This window comes from Micromonospora sp. NPDC004336 (assembly GCF_053602615.1).
Map to the genome: position 1 here is coordinate 23,596 of NZ_JBSGDY010000002.1, position 20,408 is coordinate 44,003.

Consider the following 20,408-nt stretch of genomic DNA (forward strand, 5'->3'; position numbering starts at 1 on the left):
AGGGGCCGAACATGGGGAAGACATTGAAGCGGAGCGCCGCGTTCAGCGCGCTGGCGAGGGCGCTCGCGGCCGGGTCGCGGGGCGGCCCGTCGCTCGGGGCGCGGCTGGCGGCGCTGCCCCGGATGATCCGGGCGACCGCCCGGGGGGAGTACGACGGCGGCCTGCGGCTGGCGCTGATGACCGCCGCGACGGCGTACATCGTCTCGCCGATCGACCTGCTGCCGGAGATCCCGCTGGCGGTCTTCGGGCTCGCCGACGACGCGGTCATGGTGACCTGGCTGGCCGGCAGCGTGCTCGCCGAGACCGAGCGGTTCCTGGAGTGGGAGGCTCGTCGCAGCTCCACCATCCCCGGGCACGTGGTCTCCTGAACCCACGTACGCTGGGGCGTCGAGAACACGTCTGCCCGGCCGCCGCCGGCGGCGCCGGAGGAGAAGGGCACAACGAGGTGCGGTACTACGACAACGTCGTCGAGCTGATCGGCAACACCCCGCTGGTACGGCTGCGCAACGTCACGGCCGGCATCCAGGCCACCGTGCTGGCGAAGGTGGAGTACCTCAACCCCGGCGGTTCGGTGAAGGACCGGATCGCGCTGCGGATGGTGGAGGACGCGGAGAAGGCCGGCATCCTCCAGCCCGGCGGCACGATCGTCGAGCCGACCAGCGGCAACACGGGCGTCGGCCTGGCCCTGGTGGCCCAGCTCAAGGGCTACCGGTGCGTCTTCGTCTGCCCCGACAAGGTCAGCCAGGACAAGCAGGACGTGCTGCGGGCGTACGGCGCGGAGGTGGTGGTCTGCCCGACCGCCGTGGCGCCGGAGGACCCGCGCTCCTACTACAACGTCTCCGACCGGCTGGCCCGGGAGATCCCCGGCGCCTGGAAGCCCAACCAGTACAGCAACCCGGCCAACCCGCGCTCGCACTACGAGACCACCGGCCCCGAGCTGTGGGAGCAGACCGGGGGCGGGCTCACCCACTTCGTGGCGGGCGTCGGCACCGGCGGCACCATCTCCGGCATCGGCCGCTACCTCAAGGAGGCGTCGGAGGGTCGGGTCAGGGTGATCGGCGCCGACCCGGAGGGCTCGGTCTACTCCGGCGGCACCGGCCGGCCCTACCTGGTCGAGGGCGTCGGCGAGGACTTCTGGCCGGAGACGTACGACCGGGGCGTCGCCGACGAGATCATCGAGGTCTCCGACAAGGCGTCGTTCGAGATGACCCGGCGGCTGGCCCGCGAGGAGGGGCTGCTGGTCGGCGGCTCCTGCGGCATGGCCGTGGTGGCCGCCCTTGAGGTGGCCCGCAAGGCCGGCCCGGACGACGTCGTCGTGGTGCTGCTGCCCGACAGCGGCAAGGGCTACCTGTCCAAGATCTTCAACGACGACTGGATGGCCCGGTACGGCTTCCTGGACAACTCCGGCACCGAGCCGACCGTCGCCGACGCGCTGGCGAGCAAGCCGGGCGGCCTGCCCGAGCTGGTGCACGTGCACCCGACCGAGACGGTCCGCGACGCCATCGACTACATGCGCGAGTACGGCGTCTCGCAGCTGCCGGTGCTCAAGGCCGAGCCGCCGGTGGTCACCGGCGAGGTGGCCGGCTCGATCGCCGAGCGGGACCTGCTCGACGCGCTCTTCACCGGGCAGGCGCACCTGCACGACACCATCGAGCGGCACATGGCCGAGCCGCTGCCGATGATCGGTGGCGGGCAGCCGGTGAGCGAGGCGGTGGGCCTGCTGGAGAAGTCCGACGCCGCGCTGGTGCTGGTCGACGGCAAGCCCAGGGGCGTCCTCACCCGCCAGGACCTGCTGGCCCACCTCGGCGCCCGCTGACGCTGTGACGAAGGAAGGGCCCCCGACGACAGGGGGCCCTTCCTTCGTCTGGTGATCGGTGTCGGACGCCCGTGCCACACTCGCGCGAACCTCCGCACGCAAGCGCGGACCCTCGCACGGAGAGTGGTGACATGAGCGACCAACCTTTGCTGGACTCCGAGGGGCGGGCCCTTCCGCTTCCCCCCGATCCCCTGAGTCCGGTGCCGGCCGAGGTCGAGCACGCGCTGGCGGCGTACCGGGCGGGTGACGTGCCGCAGGCGCGGGCCCTGCTGACCACGATCGCCGGCACGGGACGCACCGCCGAGTCCGGGCACGCGGCCATGGCGCTGGCGGGCGTCGAACTCGGCGAGAGCGGGCCCGGTGGTCCCTGCCGGCAATGGCTGGCGCAGGTGGCCGCGGGAGAGGACCCCTGGCTGGGCCCCCTGGCCGCCGTGATGCTCGCCCCGGGCTTCCACTCGTACACGTCCTCGGCCTCGGGTCGGCTGCTCCTCCAGAGCCTCGCGGCCCAGCTCACCGGGGACCCGGAGGCGGCCCGGAACGGGTTCGAGCAGGCCGCCGACCGGCACCGGGACACCGACAGCGGTGACCTCGCCGGCCTCCTCCTCGGCAACCTCCTGCTCCAGAGCGGCGAGCCGGCCGCGGCCCTCCAGCCGCTGCGCCACGTACGACGGACGTGGGACGGCCTGTTCGCGGGCTACGCGGGCCACCTCGAGGGCCATCTGCTCGTCGGGCGGGGCGACCCGGAGGCGGCCGGCGGGGTCCTCGAACACGCGCACGGCGAGTCCCACCCGACCAGGAGTGGGAGCGAGGGGCTGCATCCCTGGGTCGCCCTCCGGTTCGGTGAGCTGGTCGCGGGCGAGCCGTGGCTGGACGTCGTCTGGGAGCAGGTGGAGAACAGCGGCGTGAGCGAGGGCGCGGTGGTGCGGGAGCCCTTCGAGTCCGTCCTCCATCGCACGGAGGTAAGCCGTCCCGCGCTCGTCGACGTCGGTTTCCATCTGTTTCCCCACACGGCGGACTTCGGGCCGGTGCACGCGGGGCTGGAGCGCCTGAAGACCTGGAGCGACGAACGGTACGAGCGTGGCCGCAGGCTCGTGCTCGCGCTCCACGGCATCGTCGAGGACACGCGCAACGAGAAACACACACGAGGGCTGGCGGAGTTGCGGGAAAAGCTCGACCTTCCCCTGCCCCGCTGAACGTCGGTGGGAAGGCGGCAGTGCGGGGTGGCGACGGTCAGAGCCGCCGGGCGTAGCGGAGCTGGGCCACGAGCGCCGGGCCGATGTGCTCGTCGTGGGTGACGCCGGTGGGTGCCCAGCCGCCGCGCTCGTAGAAGCGCCGGGCGTGGTCGTTGGCCGCCAGCACCCAGAGCACCGCCCGGGACCAGCCGCGCGCACGCATGGCGGCCAGCGCGTCGACCATCAGCGCGCGGCCGGTGCCCCGGCCGCGTTCGGCCGGGTCGAGGTGGATGGCGTTGAGCAGGCCCGTCGCCGGGTCGCCCTCGTCGTCGGGCCCGAGGTAGCTGAAGCCGACCAGCCGGCCGCCGCGCTCGGCGACGGTCATCCGGTGCTCGTCGCGTTCCCAGCCCCACCGCTCGGCCCAGTAGCGTCCCATCGCCTCCGGCCCCGGCTCGGCCAGCGCCTCCGGCGGCAGGAACGACGCGTACGCCGCCGCCCGGGACCGCTGGTGCAGGGCGCCGACCGGCATCAGGTCGGCCTCGGTGGCGGGGCGGAGGGTGACCGTCACCGGGCCGAGGCTACCCGCCGGGGCGGCACCTGCACGGTCGTCAGGTCCTCGGCGATCACCAGGTCGCCGTCGAAGTGCGCCCGGGCCTCGTCGGCGAAGCGGCTCGCGTCGGCGTACCGCTGGGAGAAGTGGGTGAGCACGAGTCGGCGTACGCCCGACTCGGCCGCCACCCGCGCGGCCTGGCCCGCCGTGAGGTGGCCGACCTCGGCGGCGAGCGCGGCCTCCGAGTCGAGGAACGTCGACTCGATGACCAGCAGGTCGGCGTGCTCGGCGAGGGCGTAGACCCCGTCGCAGAGGCCCGTGTCCATGACGAAGGCGAAGCGCTGCCCCGGCCTCGGCACGCTCACCTCCTCGCGGGTGACGCGGCGCCCGCCGACGTCGAGGTGGCCGACGCGGATCAGCTCGCCGACGGCCGGCCCGGCGATGCCGTACGCGGCCAGCCGCTCCGGCAGCATCCGGCAGCCGTCCGGCTCGACGAGCCGGTAGCCGTACGTCTCGATCGGGTGCCGCAGCCGGCGGGCCTCCAGCGTGCCCACGCCCATGGTGATCCGCTGCCCGTCGGCGTCGATCGGCTCGACGCGCAGCTCGGCGGTCTCGTGGAAGGAGCTGGCGTGCCGCAGCCGGGCGAAGTATTCGGCGCCGCCGGCCGGGAAGTGCACCGCCACCGGGTGCGGCACCCGGTCCAGCGAGAGCCGCTGGATGGTGCCGGGCAGGCCGAGGCAGTGGTCGCCGTGGAAGTGGGTGACGCAGATCCGGGTGAGGTCGGTGGCGGTGACCGTGGTGTGCAGGAGCTGCCGCTGGCTGCCCTCGCCCGGGTCGAAGAGGATCACCTCGTCGTCCCAGCGCAGCACGTACCCGTTGTGGTTGCGCTGCCGGGTCGGCGCCTGGCTGGCCGTCCCGAGCACCACCAGCTCGCGCATCGACACGGTGACCTCCGGCTGCGCCCTGCGGACGGGGCGGAAAAGGGTCGACCCCCGGGGCTTCCGCGCTCGCGCGCGGGCCGGCTGGACTGGGCCGGCACCCCGGGGGTCGGGTGGCTGTCGTGGTTTCGCCGCACCGCTGCCACACGGTCTCGACGATGGTGCTGTGCCCGCCTCGCGGCGGACGAGTTTACTGTCGAGGACAGCGGCTAGCGGACAGCCACCTCACGAGTCCGATTGCTATACAAGTCTGGACCACCTCCTTTCCCGTGTACGGCCACGCTATCCAGCCCTCGCGCCCCGGGCAACGGATTTCGATCACAGGGCCCGCGGGAATAGCGCGCCCGCCGGCCGGCCCGACCGACCGGGCGGTCACGGGTGCTCGGCGATGCCGATCGGCCCCTCGCGCGGGCCCTCCTCGCTGGCCGGCTGCACCGCCAGCGACGGGAAGTCGGCCAGGTCGCCCTCCGGCTCGGCGTCCCACTCGGGGAAGACCAGGTCGCTCTGGAGGTAGAGGCAGAGCAGCTGGGTGAGCTGGCGCAGCCCGTCGAGGTGGGTGCGCTCGTGGCCGTGGGTGGCGTCGACGCCGAAGCCGAGCAGCGCCACCCGGGCGTGCGCCCCGGCCTCCACCGCCGCCGCCACGTCGGAGCGGTAGTAGTCGAAGACGTCGCGGACGAGGTCCACCCCGTGCTCCGCGGCGATCGAGGCCAGGTTGCGGGTCAGGTGGTAGTCGAACGGTCCCACCCCGTCGCCCATCGCCAGGGTGGCCGCGTCCTCGCGGGACTGCTGGCCGGGGGCGACCACCGCCGCGTCCACCGAGACGATCTCCGCCACGTCGGGGTCGAGGCCGTGCGAGGCGCCGTGCCCGATCTCCTCGGTCACCGTGACCAGCAGGTGCGCGGTGACGGCCGGGCGCACGCCGGCGTCGACCATCGCCTTGAACGCGGTCAGCACCGCCGCCACGCCCGCCTTGTCGTCGAGGTGCCGGGACTTGACGTACCCGGCCGGGGTGACCGTCGGGTTCGGCAGGAACGCGACGAAGTCCCCGGCGTCGACGCCGAGCGCGCGCAGCCCGGCGATGTCGTCGACCGGCTCGTCGACGCGCACCTCGACCTGCTCCCAGCCGATGCCCTGGGAGTCGACGGCCTCGTTGTAGCGGTGGCCGCTGGCCTTGAGGGGGAGCACCTGGCCGGTGATCACCCGGTCCAGGTCGTCGGTGAAGATCCGCACGTGCGCGCCCTCGGCGAACCGGGCGCTGTGCGTGCCGATCGGCTTCAGCTCCAGCCGGCCGTTCTCCTTCAGCCGCTTGACCATGCCGCCGATGGTGTCGGTGTGCACGACGATCGCCCGGTCGGCCCCGGTGGACCGGGGGCCGGGCAGGCAGGCGCTCAGCGCGCCGCGCCGGGTCAGCGTCGAGCCGATGCCGAGCGCGGAGAGCCGCTCGCCGACGTACTGCTGCACGTGGTCGGTGCGCCCCGACGGGCTCGGGATCTCCAGCAGCTCCACCAGCACCTGGCGCAGGTAGTCCAGGTCGATCTCCAGGGGTCGCGGGCTCACGCGGCGCCTCCCGGGCCGACCGGGGACCAGAGCCGCTGCGGGGCGCGGGTGCCCGGGAAGAGCAGGTCGACGAAGCGTTCGGCGGTCGGCTGGGGCTCGTGGTTGGCCAGGCCGGGCCGCTCGTTGGCCTCGATGAAGACGTGCTCGGGGCCGTCCGGCGCGGGCACCAGCAGGTCCAGCCCGGTGACCGGGATGTCCAGCGCGCGGCTGGCCGCCACGCACGCCTCGGCGATCGCCGGGTGCAGCTCCGCGGTGACGTCGTGGATGGTGCCGCCGGTGTGCAGGTTGGCGGTCCTGCGTACGGCCAGCACCTGGCCCTCGGGCAGCACGTCGTGCAGCTCGTGGCCGGCCTCGGCGAGCACGTCCCGGGTCATGTCGTCCAGCGGGATGGTGGACTCGCCGCCGGTGGCGGCGGCCCGGCGGCGGCTCTGCCGCTCGATCAGCTCGGCGATGTCGTGCACCCCGTCGCCGGTGACCGAGGCGGGGCGGCGGACCGCGGCGGCCACCACCTCGTGGTCGATGACGACCACCCGCAGGTCCTCCCCGGCGCGCATCTCCTCGATCAGCACGTCGGGGCAGAACCGGGCGGCCAGCTCGACGGCGGCGGCCAGCGCCTCGGGGGTCCGTACCCCCACCGTGATGCCGTTGCCCTGCTCGCCCCGCGCCGGCTTGACCACCACTCGGCCGACCTCGGCGAGGAAGGCGGCGTCGCCCTCGTCGCCCGTGGCGGTGCGCCCGCGCGGCACGGCCAGGCCGGCCTCGGCGAGGATCCGGCGGGTCACCCGCTTGTCGTCGCAGCGGCTCATCGCCACCGCCGAGGTCAGCTCCGACAGCGACTCGCGGGTCAGCACGGTCCGCCCGCCGCTGGAGAGCCGCAGCTCGCCAAAGGCCGGGTCGGTCACCTCCACCCGGATGCCGCGCCGCATCGCCTCGTCGGCGACGATCTTCGCGTACGGGTTGAGCTGGTCGTACCCCTCCGGCATGGCGGGCAGGAAGAGCCGCTCGTTGATCGGGTTCTTCCGCTTCACGCAGAGCGTCGACGTCCGGTAGAAGCCGAGCCGCTCGTAGAGGCGGATCGCCCCGCCGTTCTCGGCGAGCACCGACAGGTCCACGTACGCCCGGCCGCGCGCGACCAGCCGCGCGGCGAGCGCGGTGATCAGCGCCTGGCCGGTGCCGGGCGGCGCGGTGTTGAAGTCGACGGTCAGGCACCACAGGCTGGCCCCGTTGTCGGGGTCGTCGAAGACCGCGACGTGGTCCACGCCGGTGATGGTGCCGACGACCTCGCCGGTGGCGTCCTCGGCGACGAGGTGCAGGAAGCGCTCGGTGCGCGCGTTGGCGACGAGCACGTCGACCGGGGCGGTGACCATGCCGTTGCGGGCGTAGATCCGGTTCACCGCGTCGGCGTCCGCGGCGGTGGCCAGCGGGCGGATCGTCAGCCCCGGCACGTCCTCGTCGGCCGGCCGGTCGCCGGTGAGCGGCAGCCGGTAGGTCAGCGACGGGTCGATGAAGAGCTCGTCGGGCAGCCGGGACACCAGCACGTGCGGGTCGCGCAGGTAGATGCAGATGTCCCGCGAGCCGGCCGCCTCGGAGCGCAGCACGGCGGCGACGGCGGCCTGGTCGGCGAAGGTCTGGCCGAAGACGAGCCGCCCCCAGCCGCAGTCCAGCACGACGTCGGTGTCGCCCTCGCGGGTCGGGGCCTCCGCCGGTCCCGGTGCCACCGGGTCGCCGCCGGGGCCGACCCGCTCCCGTCGCCGGCCGTTGCGCATCCGGTCGGACCGGGCCGCGCCGGTCGCCAGGGTGTCGGTCACGGTCAGTCGATTCCGTGGCTCTGGAGCCACATTTCCAGGAGTCCGAGTTGCCACAGCTTGTTTCCGTTCAACGGGGTCAGTTCGGCGTTCGGGTCGGCGAGCAGCGCGTCGACGTAGTCGGCGCGGAACAGGTCGCGGCGGCGGGCCTCGGGCGCGGAGAGCGCGTCGCGTACCCGGTCGAGGAGCTTGCCCTCCAGGTGGGTGAGGCCCGGCACGGGGAAGTAGCCCTTCGGCCGGTCGATGACCTCGTGCGGCAGCACCCGGCGGCCGATCTCCTTGAGCACCCCCTTGCCGCCCTGCGCCAGCTTCAGCTCCGGCGGGCAGCTCGCGGCCAGCTCGACGAACTCGTGGTCGAGGAACGGCACCCGGGCCTCCAGCCCGTGCGCCATCGTCATGTTGTCCACCCGCTTGACCGGGTCGTCGGTCAGCATGACCTGGGTGTCGATCCGCAGCCCGGCGTCGACGGCCGTCTGGGCGCCGGCCCGGCCGAGGTGCGCGGCCACGAACTCCCGGGCCGGGTCGCCGTCGGCCAGCCACGCCGGGTTCAGCACCCGGGCCAGCCCGGCCGCGTCCCGGTCGAAGAACGCCCGGGCGTACGTGTCGAGCGCCTCGTCCCGGCCGACCCGGGCCAGCGGCGGGTACCAGTGGTAGCCGCCGAGGATCTCGTCCGCGCCCTGGCCGGACTGGACCACCTTGACGTGCCTGGCGACCTCCTCGCTGAGCAGGTAGAACGCCACGCAGTCGTGGCTGACCATCGGCTCGGACATCGCGGCGACGGCCGCCTCCAGGGGCGGCACGAGGTCGGCGGCGGCCACCCGGATCTGGTGGTGGTCGGTGTCGAACGTCTTCGCGACGAGGTCGGAGTAGCGGAACTCGTCGCCCTCCCGGCCGCCGACGGAGTCGAAGCCGATGGAGAAGGTGGAGAGCCCGCGCTGGCCCTCGCCGGCGAGCAGGGCGACCACCAGGCTGGAGTCCAGCCCGCCGGAGAGCAGCACGCCGACCGGCACGTCGGCGACCATCCGCCGGCGCACGGCGGTGGTGAGCGACTCCAGCAGGGCGTCCTGCCAGTCCCGCTCGGACCAGCCGGCCCGCTCGGCGGAGCGGGTGAAGGACGGGTCCCAGTAGACCCGCTCGGAGGTGCGCCCGTCGGCCTCGTAGACGCGTACGGTCGCCGGGGGCAGCTTGGCGACGCCGCGCAGGATGGTGCGCGGCGGCGGCACGATGCTGTGGAAGCTCAGGTAGTGCGCCAGCGCGACCGGGTCGATGCCGGTGTCGACGCCGCCGCCGGCCAACAGCGCGGGCAGGGTGCTGGCGAAGCGCACCACGCCCGGCGTCTCGGCCACGTAGAGCGGCTTGATGCCGAGCCGGTCCCGGGCCAGCACCAGCCGGCCCGTGTCCCGCTCGCTGATCGCCACGGCGAACATGCCGACCAGGTGGTCGACGAAGTCGAGCCCCCACTCGGCGTACGCCTTGAGCACGACCTCGCTGTCGCCCGAGGAGAAGAAGCGGTGGCCCTTGGCCTGGAGTTCCGCGCGCAGCTCACGGTAGTTGTAGATGCACCCGTTGAAGACGCCCGTCAGTCCCGCGCCGGGATCGACGAGCGGCTGCCCGCTCGCCGCGGACAGGTCGATGATCTTCAGGCGTCGGTGTCCGAGGGCCGTCGGGCCCTGGGCCCAGACGCCGCTGTCGTCGGGCCCCCGGTCGCTCATCGTGGCCGCCATGCGCTCCACCGCCGACACGTCGGCGCGCGAGCCGTCACGGCGGAACTCTCCCGCAAGTCCGCACATGCGAGGCAATGCTGCCAGAGGCCGGTGGGGTTCGCCCGTTGAGCTGATGCCAGGGAGTGTGCGTGGTTGTTAAGATGCGCGCCCGCACGCGCCGGGCCCGCGCGACCCCGGGACTTTCCGGCCTGGCCCCGCCCGTTGCCCGAATCGGAAACGGGCCCGCGGTGTGACAAAGACCGCAGACCCGTTCCTGGGGCGCGGGCCGGCCAAGCCGGGCGGCCGGCGCTCGACCGGCGGTGCCCGGCTCGGCCGGCGGTGCGGGGCCTGGCCGGCGGTGCCTGGCTCAGCCGGCGGTGCGGGCGATGCCGACCGGGCAGCTCAGCCCGTTCGGGCCGTGGTTGCAGTAGCCGTTCGGGTTCTTCGTCGGGGCGAGGTACTGCTGGTGGTGGTCCTCGGCGAAGTAGTAGTCGCCGAGCCGGTCGATCTCCGTGGTGATCTCGCCCTTGCCGGCGCGCGCCACGATCGGCGCGAACGCGTCCCGCGACGCCCGCGCGGTGGCGAGCTGCTCGTCGGTGGTGGCGTAGATCGTCGACCGGTACTGGGTGCCCACGTCGTTGCCCTGGCGCATGCCCTGGGTCGGGTCGTGGTTCTCCCAGAAGACCTTGAGCAGGTCCTCGTAGCTGATCACGTCGGGGTCGTAGACCACCTGGACCACCTCGGCGTGCCCCGTCATGCCCGAGCACACCTCCTCGTACGTCGGGTTCGGCGTGCTGCCGCCCGCGTAACCGGCGGACGTGGTGAGCACGCCCGGCAGGGTCCAGAACAGCCGCTCGGCGCCCCAGAAGCAGCCCATGCCGAACACGGCCACCTGCGAGCCCTCCGGGAACGGGCCCTTGAGCGGGGTGCCCAGCACCTCGTGCCGGTCCGCGACGGGCATCGCGATCGGACGGCCCGGCAGGGCCTGGTCGGGGGTGGGCAGCTCGGCCTTCATACGGCGCAGGAACACGGTGGGACTCCTCTCGTACCTCTCCCAGCGTGCAACACCGCCGGACCCGCCTTCCTTACCCGCCGTCGGCCGGGACAGACCCGCCAGGCATGGTGGGGCGCACGGGACAGGCGTGACCGCCGGGGGACCGGCTGCCGGAAGCGGGGGCGTCAGGTGCGGCTCACCCCGCGGCGGCTATCCGATCGGCGTATTCCCGGGCCTCGGCGTCGTCGGCGTAGCGGGTGCGCGGCCAGAAGAAGCCACGCAGCCCGTCGCCTCTGGTCCGGGGCACGACGTGGGTGTGCAGGTGCGGAACCGACTGGGAGACCCTGTTGTTCATCGCGACGAACGTGCCGCCGGCACCCAGACCGGTCTCGACGGCGACGGCCATCCGGCGGACCAGCCCGAAGTAGCGGCCGATCTCCTCGGCCGGCAGGTCGGCCAGGGTGACCACGTGCTGGCGGGGTACCACCAGCACGTGGCCCCGGAAGACCGGCCGGGTGTCCAGGAACGCCACCCCGGCCGGCTCGTCCGCCACCCGGAACGCGGTGGTCCCGCCCGCCACGATGCCGCAGAACACGCACCCGCTCATCCGGTCAGGTTAGAGCGGATCCCCGCCCGGCGCGTTGCACCAGTCCGACCCCCCGGCGTACGCCGTCCGGACAATCCGGGGAGCAACGGTGGGAAGTGCGCGCGGTGCCACGTCCGTGCCCGTCGGGCGGAACCGCGGACTAACGTCTCGGGAATGAGTCACGGCTTCGAGACGCTCGCCATCCACGCCGGTCAGGACCCCGAGGCCCGCACCGGCGCGGTGATCCCACCGATCTACCAGACCAGCACCTACGCCCAGGACGCCGTCGGCGCGCCCCGGCTCGGCTACGAGTACAGCCGCTCCGGCAACCCGACCCGCGACGCGCTCCAGGAGTGCCTCGCCGCGCTGGAGGGCGGCCCGGTCGGGCTCGCCTTCGCCAGCGGCCTGGCCGCCGAGGACACCCTGCTGCGGACCGTCTGCAAGCCGGGCGACCACGTGGTGATCCCGGACGACGCGTACGGCGGCACGTACCGGCTCTTCGCCCGGGTCGCCGAGCGGTGGGGGCTGGACTTCACCCCGGCCAAGGTCTCCGACCCGGACGCGATCCGGGCCGCGGTCCGCCCCGGCAGCACGAAGATCGTCTGGGTGGAGACCCCGACCAACCCGCTGCTCGGCATCGCCGACATCGCCGCGCTGGCCGCCGTCGCGCACGACGCGGGCGCCCTGCTGGTGGTCGACAACACCTTCGCCTCGCCGTACCTCCAGCAGCCCATCGCGCACGGCGCCGACGTGGTGGTGCACTCCACCACCAAGTACGTCGGCGGCCACTCCGACGTGGTCGGCGGGGCGCTGGTCGCGGCCGACGCCGGGCTCGGCGAGGAACTGCGCTACCACCAGAACGCGATGGGCGCGATCAACGGCCCCTTCGACGCGTGGCTCACCCTGCGGGGCATCAAGACCCTGGGCGTACGCATGGACCGGCACTGCGACAACGCCGAGCGGATCGCGGCCTACCTGGACGGACACGCCAAGGTCGGCCAGGTCATCTACCCGGGGCTGCCCTCGCACCCGGGCCACGAGGTGGCCGCCAAGCAGATGCGCCGGTTCGGCGGGATGATCTCGTTCCGGGCCGCCGGCGGCGAGGAGCACGCCGTGGAGATCTGCAACCGGGCCAAGCTCTTCGTGCTCGCCGAGTCGCTCGGCGGCGTGGAATCCCTGATCGAGCACCCGGGCCGGATGACACACGCAAGTGCTGCCGGCTCGCCGCTTGAAGTTCCCGGCGATCTCGTGCGACTGTCTGTCGGCATCGAGACGGTCGACGACCTGCTCGCCGATCTGGAGCAGGCGCTGGGCTGACCGCTGGTGAGGGAGGGTGGCCGTGCAGGACATCATGCCGACCTGGGTGGGGGCGACCGCCAAGCAGATCGCCCGGGGCGTACGCCGGGGCGACGTCACGGCCACCCAGGTCGTCGCCGACCACCTGGACCATATCGCCCGGGTCGACGCCGACCTCGCCGCGTTCCGCACGGTACGCGGCGGGGAGGCGATCACCGAGGCCGAGAAGGTCGACGAGCAGGAGGACCTGGCCAACCTGCCGCTGGCCGGGGTGCCGGTGGCGGTCAAGGAGAACACCCCGGTCGCCGGCCTGCCCACCTGGAACGGGTCGGCCGCGGTGCGTACGCCGGTGGCGGAGGCCGACCACGAGGTGGTCCGCCGGCTGCGCGGCGCCGGCGCGGTGATCCTCGGGGTGACCCGGATGCCGGAGCTCGGCCTCTGGGGCATCACCGACGACGAGACCGCCGTCACCCGTAACCCCTGGGACACCGGGCGCACCCCCGGCGGCTCGTCCGGCGGGGCCGCCGCCGCGGTCGCCGCCGGGCTGGTGCCGATCGCCCACGGCAACGACGGCCTCGGGTCGATCCGCATCCCGGCGGCCTGCTGTGGCCTGGTCGGGCTCAAGCCGGGCCGGGGCGTGGTCCCCTGCCAGCTCGGCGCGGACGACTGGTTCGGCCTCACCGAGCACGGCATGCTCACCAGCACGGTCGCCGACGCGGCCGTCGGCTTCTCGGTGCTGGCCGGCCGCCGGCCGGAGAAGCTGGTCCCGCCGCAGCGGCTGCGGGTGGGCGTCTCGCTCCGCTCGCCGGTACGCGGCGTGCACGCCGACGTCCCCAACCGGGACGCGGTCGCCGCCGCCGGCCGGCTGCTGGCCGCCGCCGGTCACGACACCGTGCCGGCCGACCCGGTCTACCCGACGGCGCTGGGCCTGCAGGGGATCGCGACCTGGTTCGCCGCGGCGGCCGCCGACGTCCGCGCCGCCGGGCTCGACCGGCGCGGCCTCCAGCGGCGCAGCCGCCGGCACGTCGCCCTCGGCGAGTGGGCGCAGCGGCGCGGGTACGTCCGGGAGGCCGACCGGGCCGCCTGGCGGGAGCGCTCGGTCGGGTTCTTCACCGACCACTCGGTCGACCTGCTGCTCACCCCCGCCCTGGCCACCGTGCCGCCGCCGGCCGAGAGCTGGTCCGGCCGGTCCTGGCGGGCCAACATGCTGACCAACATCCGGTACGCCCCGTTCGCCGCGCCCTGGAACATCGCCGGCCTGCCCGCCCTGGTGGTGCCGGTCGGCCGCCGCCCGGACGGGCTGCCGGTCGGTGTGCAGCTGATCGGCCCGCCCGGCTCGGAGCTGCTGCTGCTCGGCGTCGCCGGGCAGTTCGAGATGCAGGCCCCCTGGTCCCGCCACGCCCCCGGCTACCCGCGCATTCCCGCCACCGTCTGACGGGTGGCGTGCGCGCGTCGGCTGGGGCGGCGGGTGGCACGATCAGGGGCATGACGGAACTGGTCGGTCTCGCCGACGTACGGGCCGCGCGGGAACTGCTCGCCGGCGTCGTCCGCACCACCCCGCTGGAGCCCTCCCGCCCGCTCAGCGCGGCGCTGGGCGGGCCGACGTGGCTCAAGTGCGAGAACCTGCAACGCGCCGGCTCCTACAAGGTGCGCGGCGCGTACGTGCGGATCTCCCGGCTGTCGGCGGCGGAGCGGGCCAACGGCGTGGTCGCGGCGAGCGCCGGCAACCACGCCCAGGGGGTGGCGCTCGCCGCCGGCCTGGTCGGCACGCACGCCACGGTCTTCATGCCGGTGAACGCGCCGCTGCCGAAGGTCGCCGCCACCAAGGGCTACGGCGCCCAGGTCGAACTGGTCGGCAACACCGTCGACGAGTCCCTGGTGGCGGCGCAGAGCTTCGCCGAGCGGACGGGGGCGACGCTGATCCACCCGTTCGACCACCGGGACGTGATCGCCGGCCAGGGCACGGTGGCCCTGGAGATCCTCGAACAGTGCCCCGAGGTCAGGACGATCATCACGGGGGTGGGCGGCGGCGGGCTGGTCTCCGGCATGGCGGTGGCGGCCAAGGCGCTGCGGCCCGACGTGCGGATCGTCGGAGTCCAGGCGGCCAGCGCGGCGGCCTTCCCGCCGAGCCTGGTGGCCGGCGAGCCGGTACGCCTGCCGTCGTTCAGCACGATCGCGGACGGCATCGCCGTCGGCCGGCCGGGGGAGCTGACCTTCACCCACGTCCGGAAGCTGGTCGACGAGATCGTCACGGTCTCGGAGGAGGACATCTCCCGGGCGCTGCTGATGCTGCTGGAGCGCGGCAAGCAGGTGGTGGAGCCGGCGGGCGCGGTGGGCGTGGCGGCGCTGCTCGCGGGCGTGGTCGAGGTGCAGGCGCCCGTGGTGGCGGTGCTCTCCGGCGGCAACATCGACCCGCTGCTGATGCTGCGGGTGATCGAGCACGGGCTCGCGGCGGCGGGCCGCTACCTGCGGGTGACGGTGCGCTGCTCGGACCGCCCGGGGCAGCTCGCCTCCCTGCTCAGCGAGATCGCCGAGCACCGGGCGAACGTGGTGGACGTGGAGCACCAGCGGGCCAACCCGCACCTGCGCCTGGGCGAGGTGGAGGTGGCGCTGTCGGTGGAGACGCGCGGCGTCGAGCACTCCGACACGCTGATCAGCGCGCTGCGGGCCAGCGGCTACCAGGTGGTCTTCGCGGCTGAGGCGTGACACCGGTGGGTGCCACGCCTCAGCGGGGTCGTGCGGGTCGTCGCCCGGGCTCGGCCCGGGCGACGCGGGTCAGCCGGAGAACGGCTCGAAGCTGACCACGGTCACCTTGATGTCGGCGCCGCTGGGGGCGGTGTAGGTGCAGGTCTGACCGGCGCGCCCGCCCAGGATCGCCTTGCCCAGCGCCGACTCGGGGCTGTAGACCGTCAGCTCGGTGGTCGAGGCGATCTCCCGGGAGCCGAGCAGGAACGTCTCGGTGTCGTCCTTGTCGTCGTCGAAGTAGATCGTGACGACCATGCCGGGGGACACCACGTCGGCGGTCGGCGCCTCGCCGACCTGCGCGGTGCGGAGCAGCTCCTTGAGATAGAGGATGCGCCCCTCGGCCTTGCCCTGCTCCTCGCGGGCAGCGTGGTAGCCACCGTTCTCCCGCAGGTCGCCCTCCTCGCGCCGGGCGTTGATCTCGGCGGCGATGACCGGCCGGTTGGCGATCAGCTCGTCGAGCTCGGCCTGGAGCCGGTCGTACGCGTCCTGGGACAGCCAGGTGGCGGGCGCCTCGTTGCCAGTGGACACAGGCGATCTCCTCAGATGTGCGTGCTGGCTGACAGGTGAAACTCCAAGTTACCAGTGCGGTACGACACGGGGTGTGGACGATCACCGGCGGGGCCGCGTTCGGCGCCGCCGGCTCGTGGTGCCGGCGCGCCCGGCCCGCGTCCTGGCTGGTCAGGCCGGGGGCCGGCAGCGCACCACCTCGCCGATGAAGGGCCGGGCGTCGGTGGTCAGCCGGTGCCGGGTGGTCACCTGCCGCCGGCCGGCCGGGGCGGTCACCGTGACCTCCTCCCGGCCCACCTCCGCGCCGGCGCGGTCGCGGGCGCGCAGCAGGCACACCGCCGAGCCGCCCTCGGGCACGGTCACCCGGAAGTCGACGAGCACCTGGCTGTCGGTGATCTCGGTGTAGGTGATCACCTGGGCGTCGTAGTTCGGGTCGCCGTACTGCCGGTAGAGCCGCACCGCGACCAGGCTGAGGGCCGCGACGAGGGCGACCGCCAGCAGCGCCGCCAGCAGCGGGCGGCGGCCGGACTCCCGGCGGCGGCCGTAGCGGCCGGGCGGGAAGACCGGCGCGCCGGTGGTGGGTGTGGCGTGCGTCTCGGTCACCGGCGGGTATCTCCTGGCGTTGTTGTCGGCGGCATCGGCAAGAATGGCAGAGTTCCATCCTCCCAGCCCGTCCCGTCGTCAAGAATGACACGTCGACACCGGCAGGTCTCGGCGCGGGGGGAGGATTCCGGCAGGTCAGCCGGGCGGTCCCGCGGGGGGTCCGCCGGGAGGCAGAGACGAGGAGCGCCGACGTTGGCAGAGCGACTGCGACTGATGGCCGTTCACGCGCACCCAGACGACGAGTCGAGCAAGGGTGCCGCCACCACCGCGAAATACGTGGCCGAGGGCGTGGACGTCCTGGTGGTCACGTGCACCGGCGGTGAGCGCGGCAGCGTGCTCAACCCGAAGATGGACCGCCCCGACGTCTGGGCCAACATCGCCGAGATCCGCCGCGCCGAGATGGACGCCGCGCGGGCCATCCTCGGCGTCGAGCAGGCGTGGCTCGGCTTCGTCGACTCCGGCCTGCCCGAGGGCGACCCGCTGCCGCCGCTGCCGGAGGGCTGCTTCGCCCTGCAGGAGGTCGAGGTGGCGGCCGGCCCGCTGGTGCGGCTGATGCGCCAGTTCCGCCCGCACGTCGTCACCACCTACGACGAGCAGGGCGGCTACCCGCACCCCGACCACATCATGACCCACAAGATCAGCGTGGCCGCCTTCGACGCGGCCGGCGACCCGGGGCGCTACCCGGAGCTGGGCGAGCCGTGGCAGCCGCTCAAGCTCTACTACGACATCGGCTTCTCCAAGGGCAAGATCATGGCGCTGCACGAGGCGATGCTCGCCGCCGGCCTGGAGTCGCCCTACGAGGACTGGCTCAAGCGCTGGGACGACCGGCCCGACAAGGGCCCCCGGATCACCACCCGGGTCGAGTGCGCCGACTACTTCCCGGTCCGCGACGACGCGCTGCGCGCCCACGCCACCCAGATCGACCCGGACGGCTTCTGGTTCCACGTGCCGATGGAGGTGCAGCGGCGCGCCTGGCCCACGGAGGACTTCGAGCTCGTCCGGTCGCTGGTCGACAGCCCGCTGCCCGAGTCCGACCTCTTCGCGGGCGTGCGCGAGACGGTCCATGCCCGCTGACCCGGCCGCGGGATACCCTGGTCACCAACCGCACACCGGAGGAACGCCATGCTGACCGCCGCACAGGTGCTCGCCCAGAACAACTTCGGGGACACCCGCACGGGTGGCCTGGCCGGGCCGATGGGCCTCTTCCTCATCCTGGTTCTGGCGACCGCCACCGTCCTTTTGATCCGCAACATGAACGCCCGGCTGCGGCGGCTGCCCGACCGGTTCCCCCCGCAGGGAGCGCCCGGCGACCCGCGCCGGGCCGACGCGACAGTCGTCGATCCGACAGACGGGACCGGGCCGCAGGATTCATCCGCCGGCGCTCCCGACGGGCGTCAGCAGCGCCGCAACGGGTAGTCCACGCATGATTCACGTCGAACCCGGTCGCCGCCCCCTGTTGCGGCCACCGGGTTTGCCTTAGCCTTCCGCCGGGGGACCAAGAGTTCCCGAGCCGTGCGCGGGAGGGGGCGCCGATGACCACCACAGCAGCGGCCACCCGGCGTATCGGCGGCCGGCCCGCGGGCGGAGGGGATCGGTGACCTCCGGCAGGGCCGGCGAGTCGTCCGACCGGCTCGAAGGCCGTGGCACCCCGCCACGGCTGCTCCTGCTCACCGCCGCCGTCGCGCTGACCGCCCTGGTCGTCGCCGCGGTCGGCTGGACCCTGCCGGCGCGCCTGCCCGACGACGACCCCCTCGGGGGGCCGGCCCGCTTCGGCGTCGCCGTGATCGTGATCGCCGTCGCCCAGCTCGCCCGGCTGCGGTTCCGCACCGCCGCCGGCATGGTGAGCATCACCTGGGGCGAGGCCGCGCTGATCGTCTGCCTCCACCTCGCGCCCGGCGGCTGGCTGCCCTCCGCCGCGCTGCTCGGCGCCGGGCTCGCCTGGACGGCGATGTCGCTGCTGGGCGACCGCCGGCCGGTGCTGGAGGTCGTCCGGATCACCGGCTCGCTGACCGCCGCCACCGCGCTGGCCGTCGCGGTCACCACCGCGCTCGGCGAGCCGCTGCTCGCCGCGCCGACGCCGGCGCTCGCCCTGGCTCTGGTCGCCGGGTCGGTGGCCTACCTGCTCGCCACCGCCTGGCTGGGCGGGGCCACCCTGGCGCTGCGGCACGGCATCCCGGTCGTCCCCCCGCTGTTCGCCGCCCTCCGCGGCAAGCTGCCGATGTTCGTCGGCAACGTGGCCGTCGGGCTGGTCGTGGTGGCGCTGCTCGGGCTCGACGCGTACTGGCTGCTGCTCCTCCCACCGCCGCTCTGGCTGCTCCAGCAGACCTACCGGCACCGGCTCCGCGCCGACCAGGAGCGCCGCACCTGGCGGGCCTTCGCCGAGGCCACCGCCGCGCTCAACCAGCTCGACGAGCGGGGGGTCGCCACCGCGGCGGTGACCGGAGCGCTGGCGTTGTTCAACGCCGAACTCGTCGACGTCGACGTCGCCCGGGGCGACGGCCGGTGGCGGCGCTACCGGGGCGACCCGGGCGGCCACCTGGTCGATCGGGAGGTCGCGCCGCCGGGCCCGCCCGACCCGGAGGAGCACGAGCTGGTCCGCACCCTGACCGTTGGCGCCGCGCGGGTCGGCGAGCTGCGGGTGCGCTTCCCGCGCTCCGCGCCGCCGAGCGCCCGCGAACGCGACGCGGTGGCCGCGTACGGCGACGCCCTCGCCGCCGCCCTGCACGACGCCGCCACCCACCGGGAGCTGCGACTGGTCACCGCCCGCTCGTCGTACGAGGCGGTGCACGACCAGCTCACCGGGCTGGTGAACCGGTCGGCCCTGCTCAGCAAGGGCGACCAGGCGCTGCGGCAGCTCGCCCACGACCACCCGGTGGCGCTGCTGCTGCTCGACATCGACCAGTTCAAGGAGGTCAACGACACCCTCGGGCACGCCGCCGGCGACCAGCTGCTGCGGCTGACCGCGAACCGGCTCGGCACCCTCGCCCGCCCCGGCGAGCTGCTCGCCCGGCTCGGCGGCGACGAGTTCGCGTTGCTGCTCACGTCGGTCCCGGTGCTCGGCGACCGGACGGCCCCGATGGCGTACGCGCTGCGGCAGGCCCGGGAGATCGCCGAGCGGCTGGCCGCGCCGACCGAGGTGGCCGGGGTGCGGATGTCCGTCGAGGTCTCCGTCGGGGTGGTGGTCGCCGACGCCGGCACCGCCGACCTGACCGAGCTGCTGCGCCGGGCCGACATCGCGATGTACCAGGCCAAGGAGGGCGGCGGCAGCGTCGCCGCGTACGACGCCACCCGGGACGCCGCGAGCACCGACCAGCTGGCCCTGCTGGCCGAGCTGCGCGAGGCGCTCAAGACCGACGACCAGCTGGTGCTGGCGTTGCAGCCGGCGGTCGACCTGGCCACCGGCGCGCCGACCGGGGTGGAGGCGCTGATCCGCTGGCGGCACCCGCGCCGGGGCTGGCTCGGCCCGCACGACTTCATCCGCCCGGTGGAGAACAGCGAGCAGCTCGGCACGTTCACCCGCTACGTGCTGGACAAGGCGCTCGCCGTGGCGGCCGGCTGGGCCCGCGACGGGCTGGACGTGCCGATCTCGGTCAACCTCTCGGCGCGCAGCCTGCTCGACCCCCGCCTGCCCGCCGACATCGGCGAGGCGCTGCGGCGGCACGGGGTGCCGCCGGACCGGCTGGTCCTGGAGATCACCGAGACGGTGGTGATGAGCGAGCTGGAGGTCATCGACGAGGTGCTCGCCACGCTGCGGTCGATGGGCGTGCAGCTCGCCGTCGACGACTTCGGCACCGGCTTCTCCTCGCTGACGTTCCTCACCCGGATCGCCGTGGACGAGCTCAAGGTGGACCGCTCCTTCGTGATCCGGATGGCCGACTCGCCGGAGGCGGCGGCGATCGTGCGGACCACCGTCGGGCTGGCCCACGAGCTGGGGCTGCGGGTGGTCGCCGAGGGCGTGGAGACCGCCGAGCAGCGGTCGGCCCTGGCCGAGCTGGGCTGCACCGCCGCCCAGGGATACCACTTCTTCAAGCCGATGCCGGCGGACAAGATCGGCGCGGTGCTCGGCACCCTGCTCGACGAGGCCCGCCCCAACGTCTTCCCGCTGCGCGCCGACGGGGCCTCCTGACCGTCCGGCG

The 20,408-nt window shown here is 74.0% G+C and carries 18 protein-coding genes; 9 read left to right on the forward strand and 9 right to left on the reverse strand.

Annotated elements, in window-relative coordinates:
• Positions 1-11: 11 nt before the first annotated feature.
• The 3 genes from ACWENR_RS00750 to ACWENR_RS00760 all read left to right on the forward strand — a co-directional run bounded on the left by ACWENR_RS00750 (position 12) and on the right by ACWENR_RS00760 (position 3,009).
• Entirely contained in the window at positions 12-368 is a 357-nt protein-coding gene (locus ACWENR_RS00750) for a YkvA family protein (protein WP_452274979.1), read from the forward strand.
• Positions 369-445: 77 nt separating this feature from the next.
• Positions 446-1,816, forward strand: a complete 1,371-nt coding sequence (locus ACWENR_RS00755) for a cystathionine beta-synthase (protein WP_452274980.1) — start codon at positions 446-448, stop codon at positions 1,814-1,816.
• A 131-nt stretch (positions 1,817-1,947) separates the two neighbouring features.
• Positions 1,948-3,009, forward strand: a complete 1,062-nt coding sequence (locus tag ACWENR_RS00760) for a tetratricopeptide repeat protein (protein ID WP_452274981.1) — start codon at positions 1,948-1,950, stop codon at positions 3,007-3,009.
• A gap of 37 nt (positions 3,010-3,046) precedes the next feature.
• On the opposite strand, the gene ACWENR_RS00765 is transcribed toward ACWENR_RS00760, so the two are convergent.
• The 7 genes from ACWENR_RS00765 to ACWENR_RS00795 form a co-directional block, all read right to left on the reverse strand.
• A complete protein-coding gene (locus ACWENR_RS00765; RefSeq protein ID WP_452274982.1) occupies positions 3,047-3,556 on the reverse strand; it encodes an N-acetyltransferase family protein in 510 nt (169 codons plus the stop codon).
• Entirely contained in the window at positions 3,553-4,482 is a 930-nt protein-coding gene (locus tag ACWENR_RS00770) for a ribonuclease Z (protein ID WP_452274983.1), read from the reverse strand. Before ACWENR_RS00770 ends, ACWENR_RS00765 begins: the two co-directional genes overlap by 4 nt.
• A gap of 366 nt (positions 4,483-4,848) precedes the next feature.
• Positions 4,849-6,033 carry an osmoprotectant NAGGN system M42 family peptidase gene (locus tag ACWENR_RS00775; RefSeq protein WP_452274984.1) on the reverse strand — a complete coding sequence of 395 codons (1,185 nt, stop codon included), beginning with the start codon at positions 6,031-6,033 and terminating at the stop codon, positions 4,849-4,851.
• The gene (ngg, locus tag ACWENR_RS00780; protein ID WP_452274985.1) at positions 6,030-7,841 is read right to left on the reverse strand and encodes an N-acetylglutaminylglutamine synthetase; all 1,812 of its coding nucleotides are present in this window, start codon (positions 7,839-7,841) and stop codon (positions 6,030-6,032) included. Before ngg ends, ACWENR_RS00775 begins: the two co-directional genes overlap by 4 nt.
• A gap of 2 nt (positions 7,842-7,843) precedes the next feature.
• Positions 7,844-9,628, reverse strand: coding sequence for an N-acetylglutaminylglutamine amidotransferase (locus tag ACWENR_RS00785; protein WP_452274986.1), 1,785 nt, complete (start codon positions 9,626-9,628; stop codon positions 7,844-7,846).
• 280 nt (positions 9,629-9,908) lie between these two features.
• The gene (msrA, locus tag ACWENR_RS00790; RefSeq protein WP_452274987.1) at positions 9,909-10,571 is read right to left on the reverse strand and encodes a peptide-methionine (S)-S-oxide reductase MsrA; all 663 of its coding nucleotides are present in this window, start codon (positions 10,569-10,571) and stop codon (positions 9,909-9,911) included.
• A 160-nt stretch (positions 10,572-10,731) separates the two neighbouring features.
• Positions 10,732-11,142, reverse strand: coding sequence for an HIT family protein (locus tag ACWENR_RS00795; RefSeq protein WP_452274988.1), 411 nt, complete (start codon positions 11,140-11,142; stop codon positions 10,732-10,734).
• Between the two features lie 153 nt (positions 11,143-11,295).
• Here ACWENR_RS00795 and ACWENR_RS00800 point away from each other — a divergent pair, with 153 nt between their 5' ends.
• From ACWENR_RS00800 to ilvA, 3 genes are read left to right on the forward strand one after another with little or no spacing between them, the layout of a single operon-like run.
• Complete coding sequence (locus ACWENR_RS00800) at positions 11,296-12,438, forward strand: cystathionine gamma-synthase (protein ID WP_452274989.1); 1,143 nt, start codon at positions 11,296-11,298, stop codon at positions 12,436-12,438.
• Between the two features lie 16 nt (positions 12,439-12,454).
• A complete protein-coding gene (locus ACWENR_RS00805; protein ID WP_452274990.1) occupies positions 12,455-13,852 on the forward strand; it encodes an amidase in 1,398 nt (465 codons plus the stop codon).
• Positions 13,853-13,902: 50 nt separating this feature from the next.
• Positions 13,903-15,123, forward strand: coding sequence for a threonine ammonia-lyase (gene ilvA / locus ACWENR_RS00810; RefSeq protein ID WP_452274991.1), 1,221 nt, complete (start codon positions 13,903-13,905; stop codon positions 15,121-15,123).
• A gap of 69 nt (positions 15,124-15,192) precedes the next feature.
• Here the strand turns inward: ilvA and greA are convergent, their stop codons facing one another.
• Positions 15,193-15,690, reverse strand: a complete 498-nt coding sequence (gene greA / locus ACWENR_RS00815) for a transcription elongation factor GreA (RefSeq protein WP_091097597.1) — start codon at positions 15,688-15,690, stop codon at positions 15,193-15,195.
• A gap of 150 nt (positions 15,691-15,840) precedes the next feature.
• Positions 15,841-16,272: a DUF4307 domain-containing protein gene (locus tag ACWENR_RS00820; RefSeq protein ID WP_452274992.1), complete on the reverse strand. Its 432-nt coding sequence runs from the start codon at positions 16,270-16,272 to the stop codon at positions 15,841-15,843.
• A 192-nt stretch (positions 16,273-16,464) separates the two neighbouring features.
• On the opposite strand from ACWENR_RS00820, the gene mca reads away from it, so the two are divergent.
• The 3 genes from mca (at position 16,465) to ACWENR_RS00835 (ending at position 20,398) form a co-directional block, all read left to right on the forward strand.
• Entirely contained in the window at positions 16,465-17,346 is an 882-nt protein-coding gene (gene mca, locus ACWENR_RS00825; protein WP_452274993.1) for a mycothiol conjugate amidase Mca, read from the forward strand.
• A 48-nt stretch (positions 17,347-17,394) separates the two neighbouring features.
• Positions 17,395-17,688, forward strand: a complete 294-nt coding sequence (locus ACWENR_RS00830) for a hypothetical protein (RefSeq protein ID WP_452274994.1) — start codon at positions 17,395-17,397, stop codon at positions 17,686-17,688.
• Between the two features lie 178 nt (positions 17,689-17,866).
• Positions 17,867-20,398, forward strand: coding sequence for a putative bifunctional diguanylate cyclase/phosphodiesterase (locus tag ACWENR_RS00835; protein ID WP_452274995.1), 2,532 nt, complete (start codon positions 17,867-17,869; stop codon positions 20,396-20,398).
• The last annotated feature ends 10 nt before the right edge of the window (positions 20,399-20,408 follow it).

What these genes read in the sequence shown, in the direction of transcription:
- ACWENR_RS00750 (WP_452274979.1), top strand. Translation starts at nt 12, where the DNA reads ATGGGGAAGACATTGAAGCGGAGCGCCGCGTTCAGCGCGCTGGCGAGG.
- ACWENR_RS00760 (WP_452274981.1), top strand. Translation starts at nt 1,948, where the DNA reads ATGAGCGACCAACCTTTGCTGGACTCCGAGGGGCGGGCCCTTCCGCTT.
- ACWENR_RS00785 (WP_452274986.1), bottom strand. Translation starts at nt 9,628, where the DNA reads ATGTGCGGACTTGCGGGAGAGTTCCGCCGTGACGGCTCGCGCGCCGAC.
- ACWENR_RS00795 (WP_452274988.1), bottom strand. Translation starts at nt 11,142, where the DNA reads ATGAGCGGGTGCGTGTTCTGCGGCATCGTGGCGGGCGGGACCACCGCG.
- ACWENR_RS00800 (WP_452274989.1), top strand. Translation starts at nt 11,296, where the DNA reads ATGAGTCACGGCTTCGAGACGCTCGCCATCCACGCCGGTCAGGACCCC.
- ilvA (WP_452274991.1), top strand. Translation starts at nt 13,903, where the DNA reads ATGACGGAACTGGTCGGTCTCGCCGACGTACGGGCCGCGCGGGAACTG.
- ACWENR_RS00830 (WP_452274994.1), top strand. Translation starts at nt 17,395, where the DNA reads ATGCTGACCGCCGCACAGGTGCTCGCCCAGAACAACTTCGGGGACACC.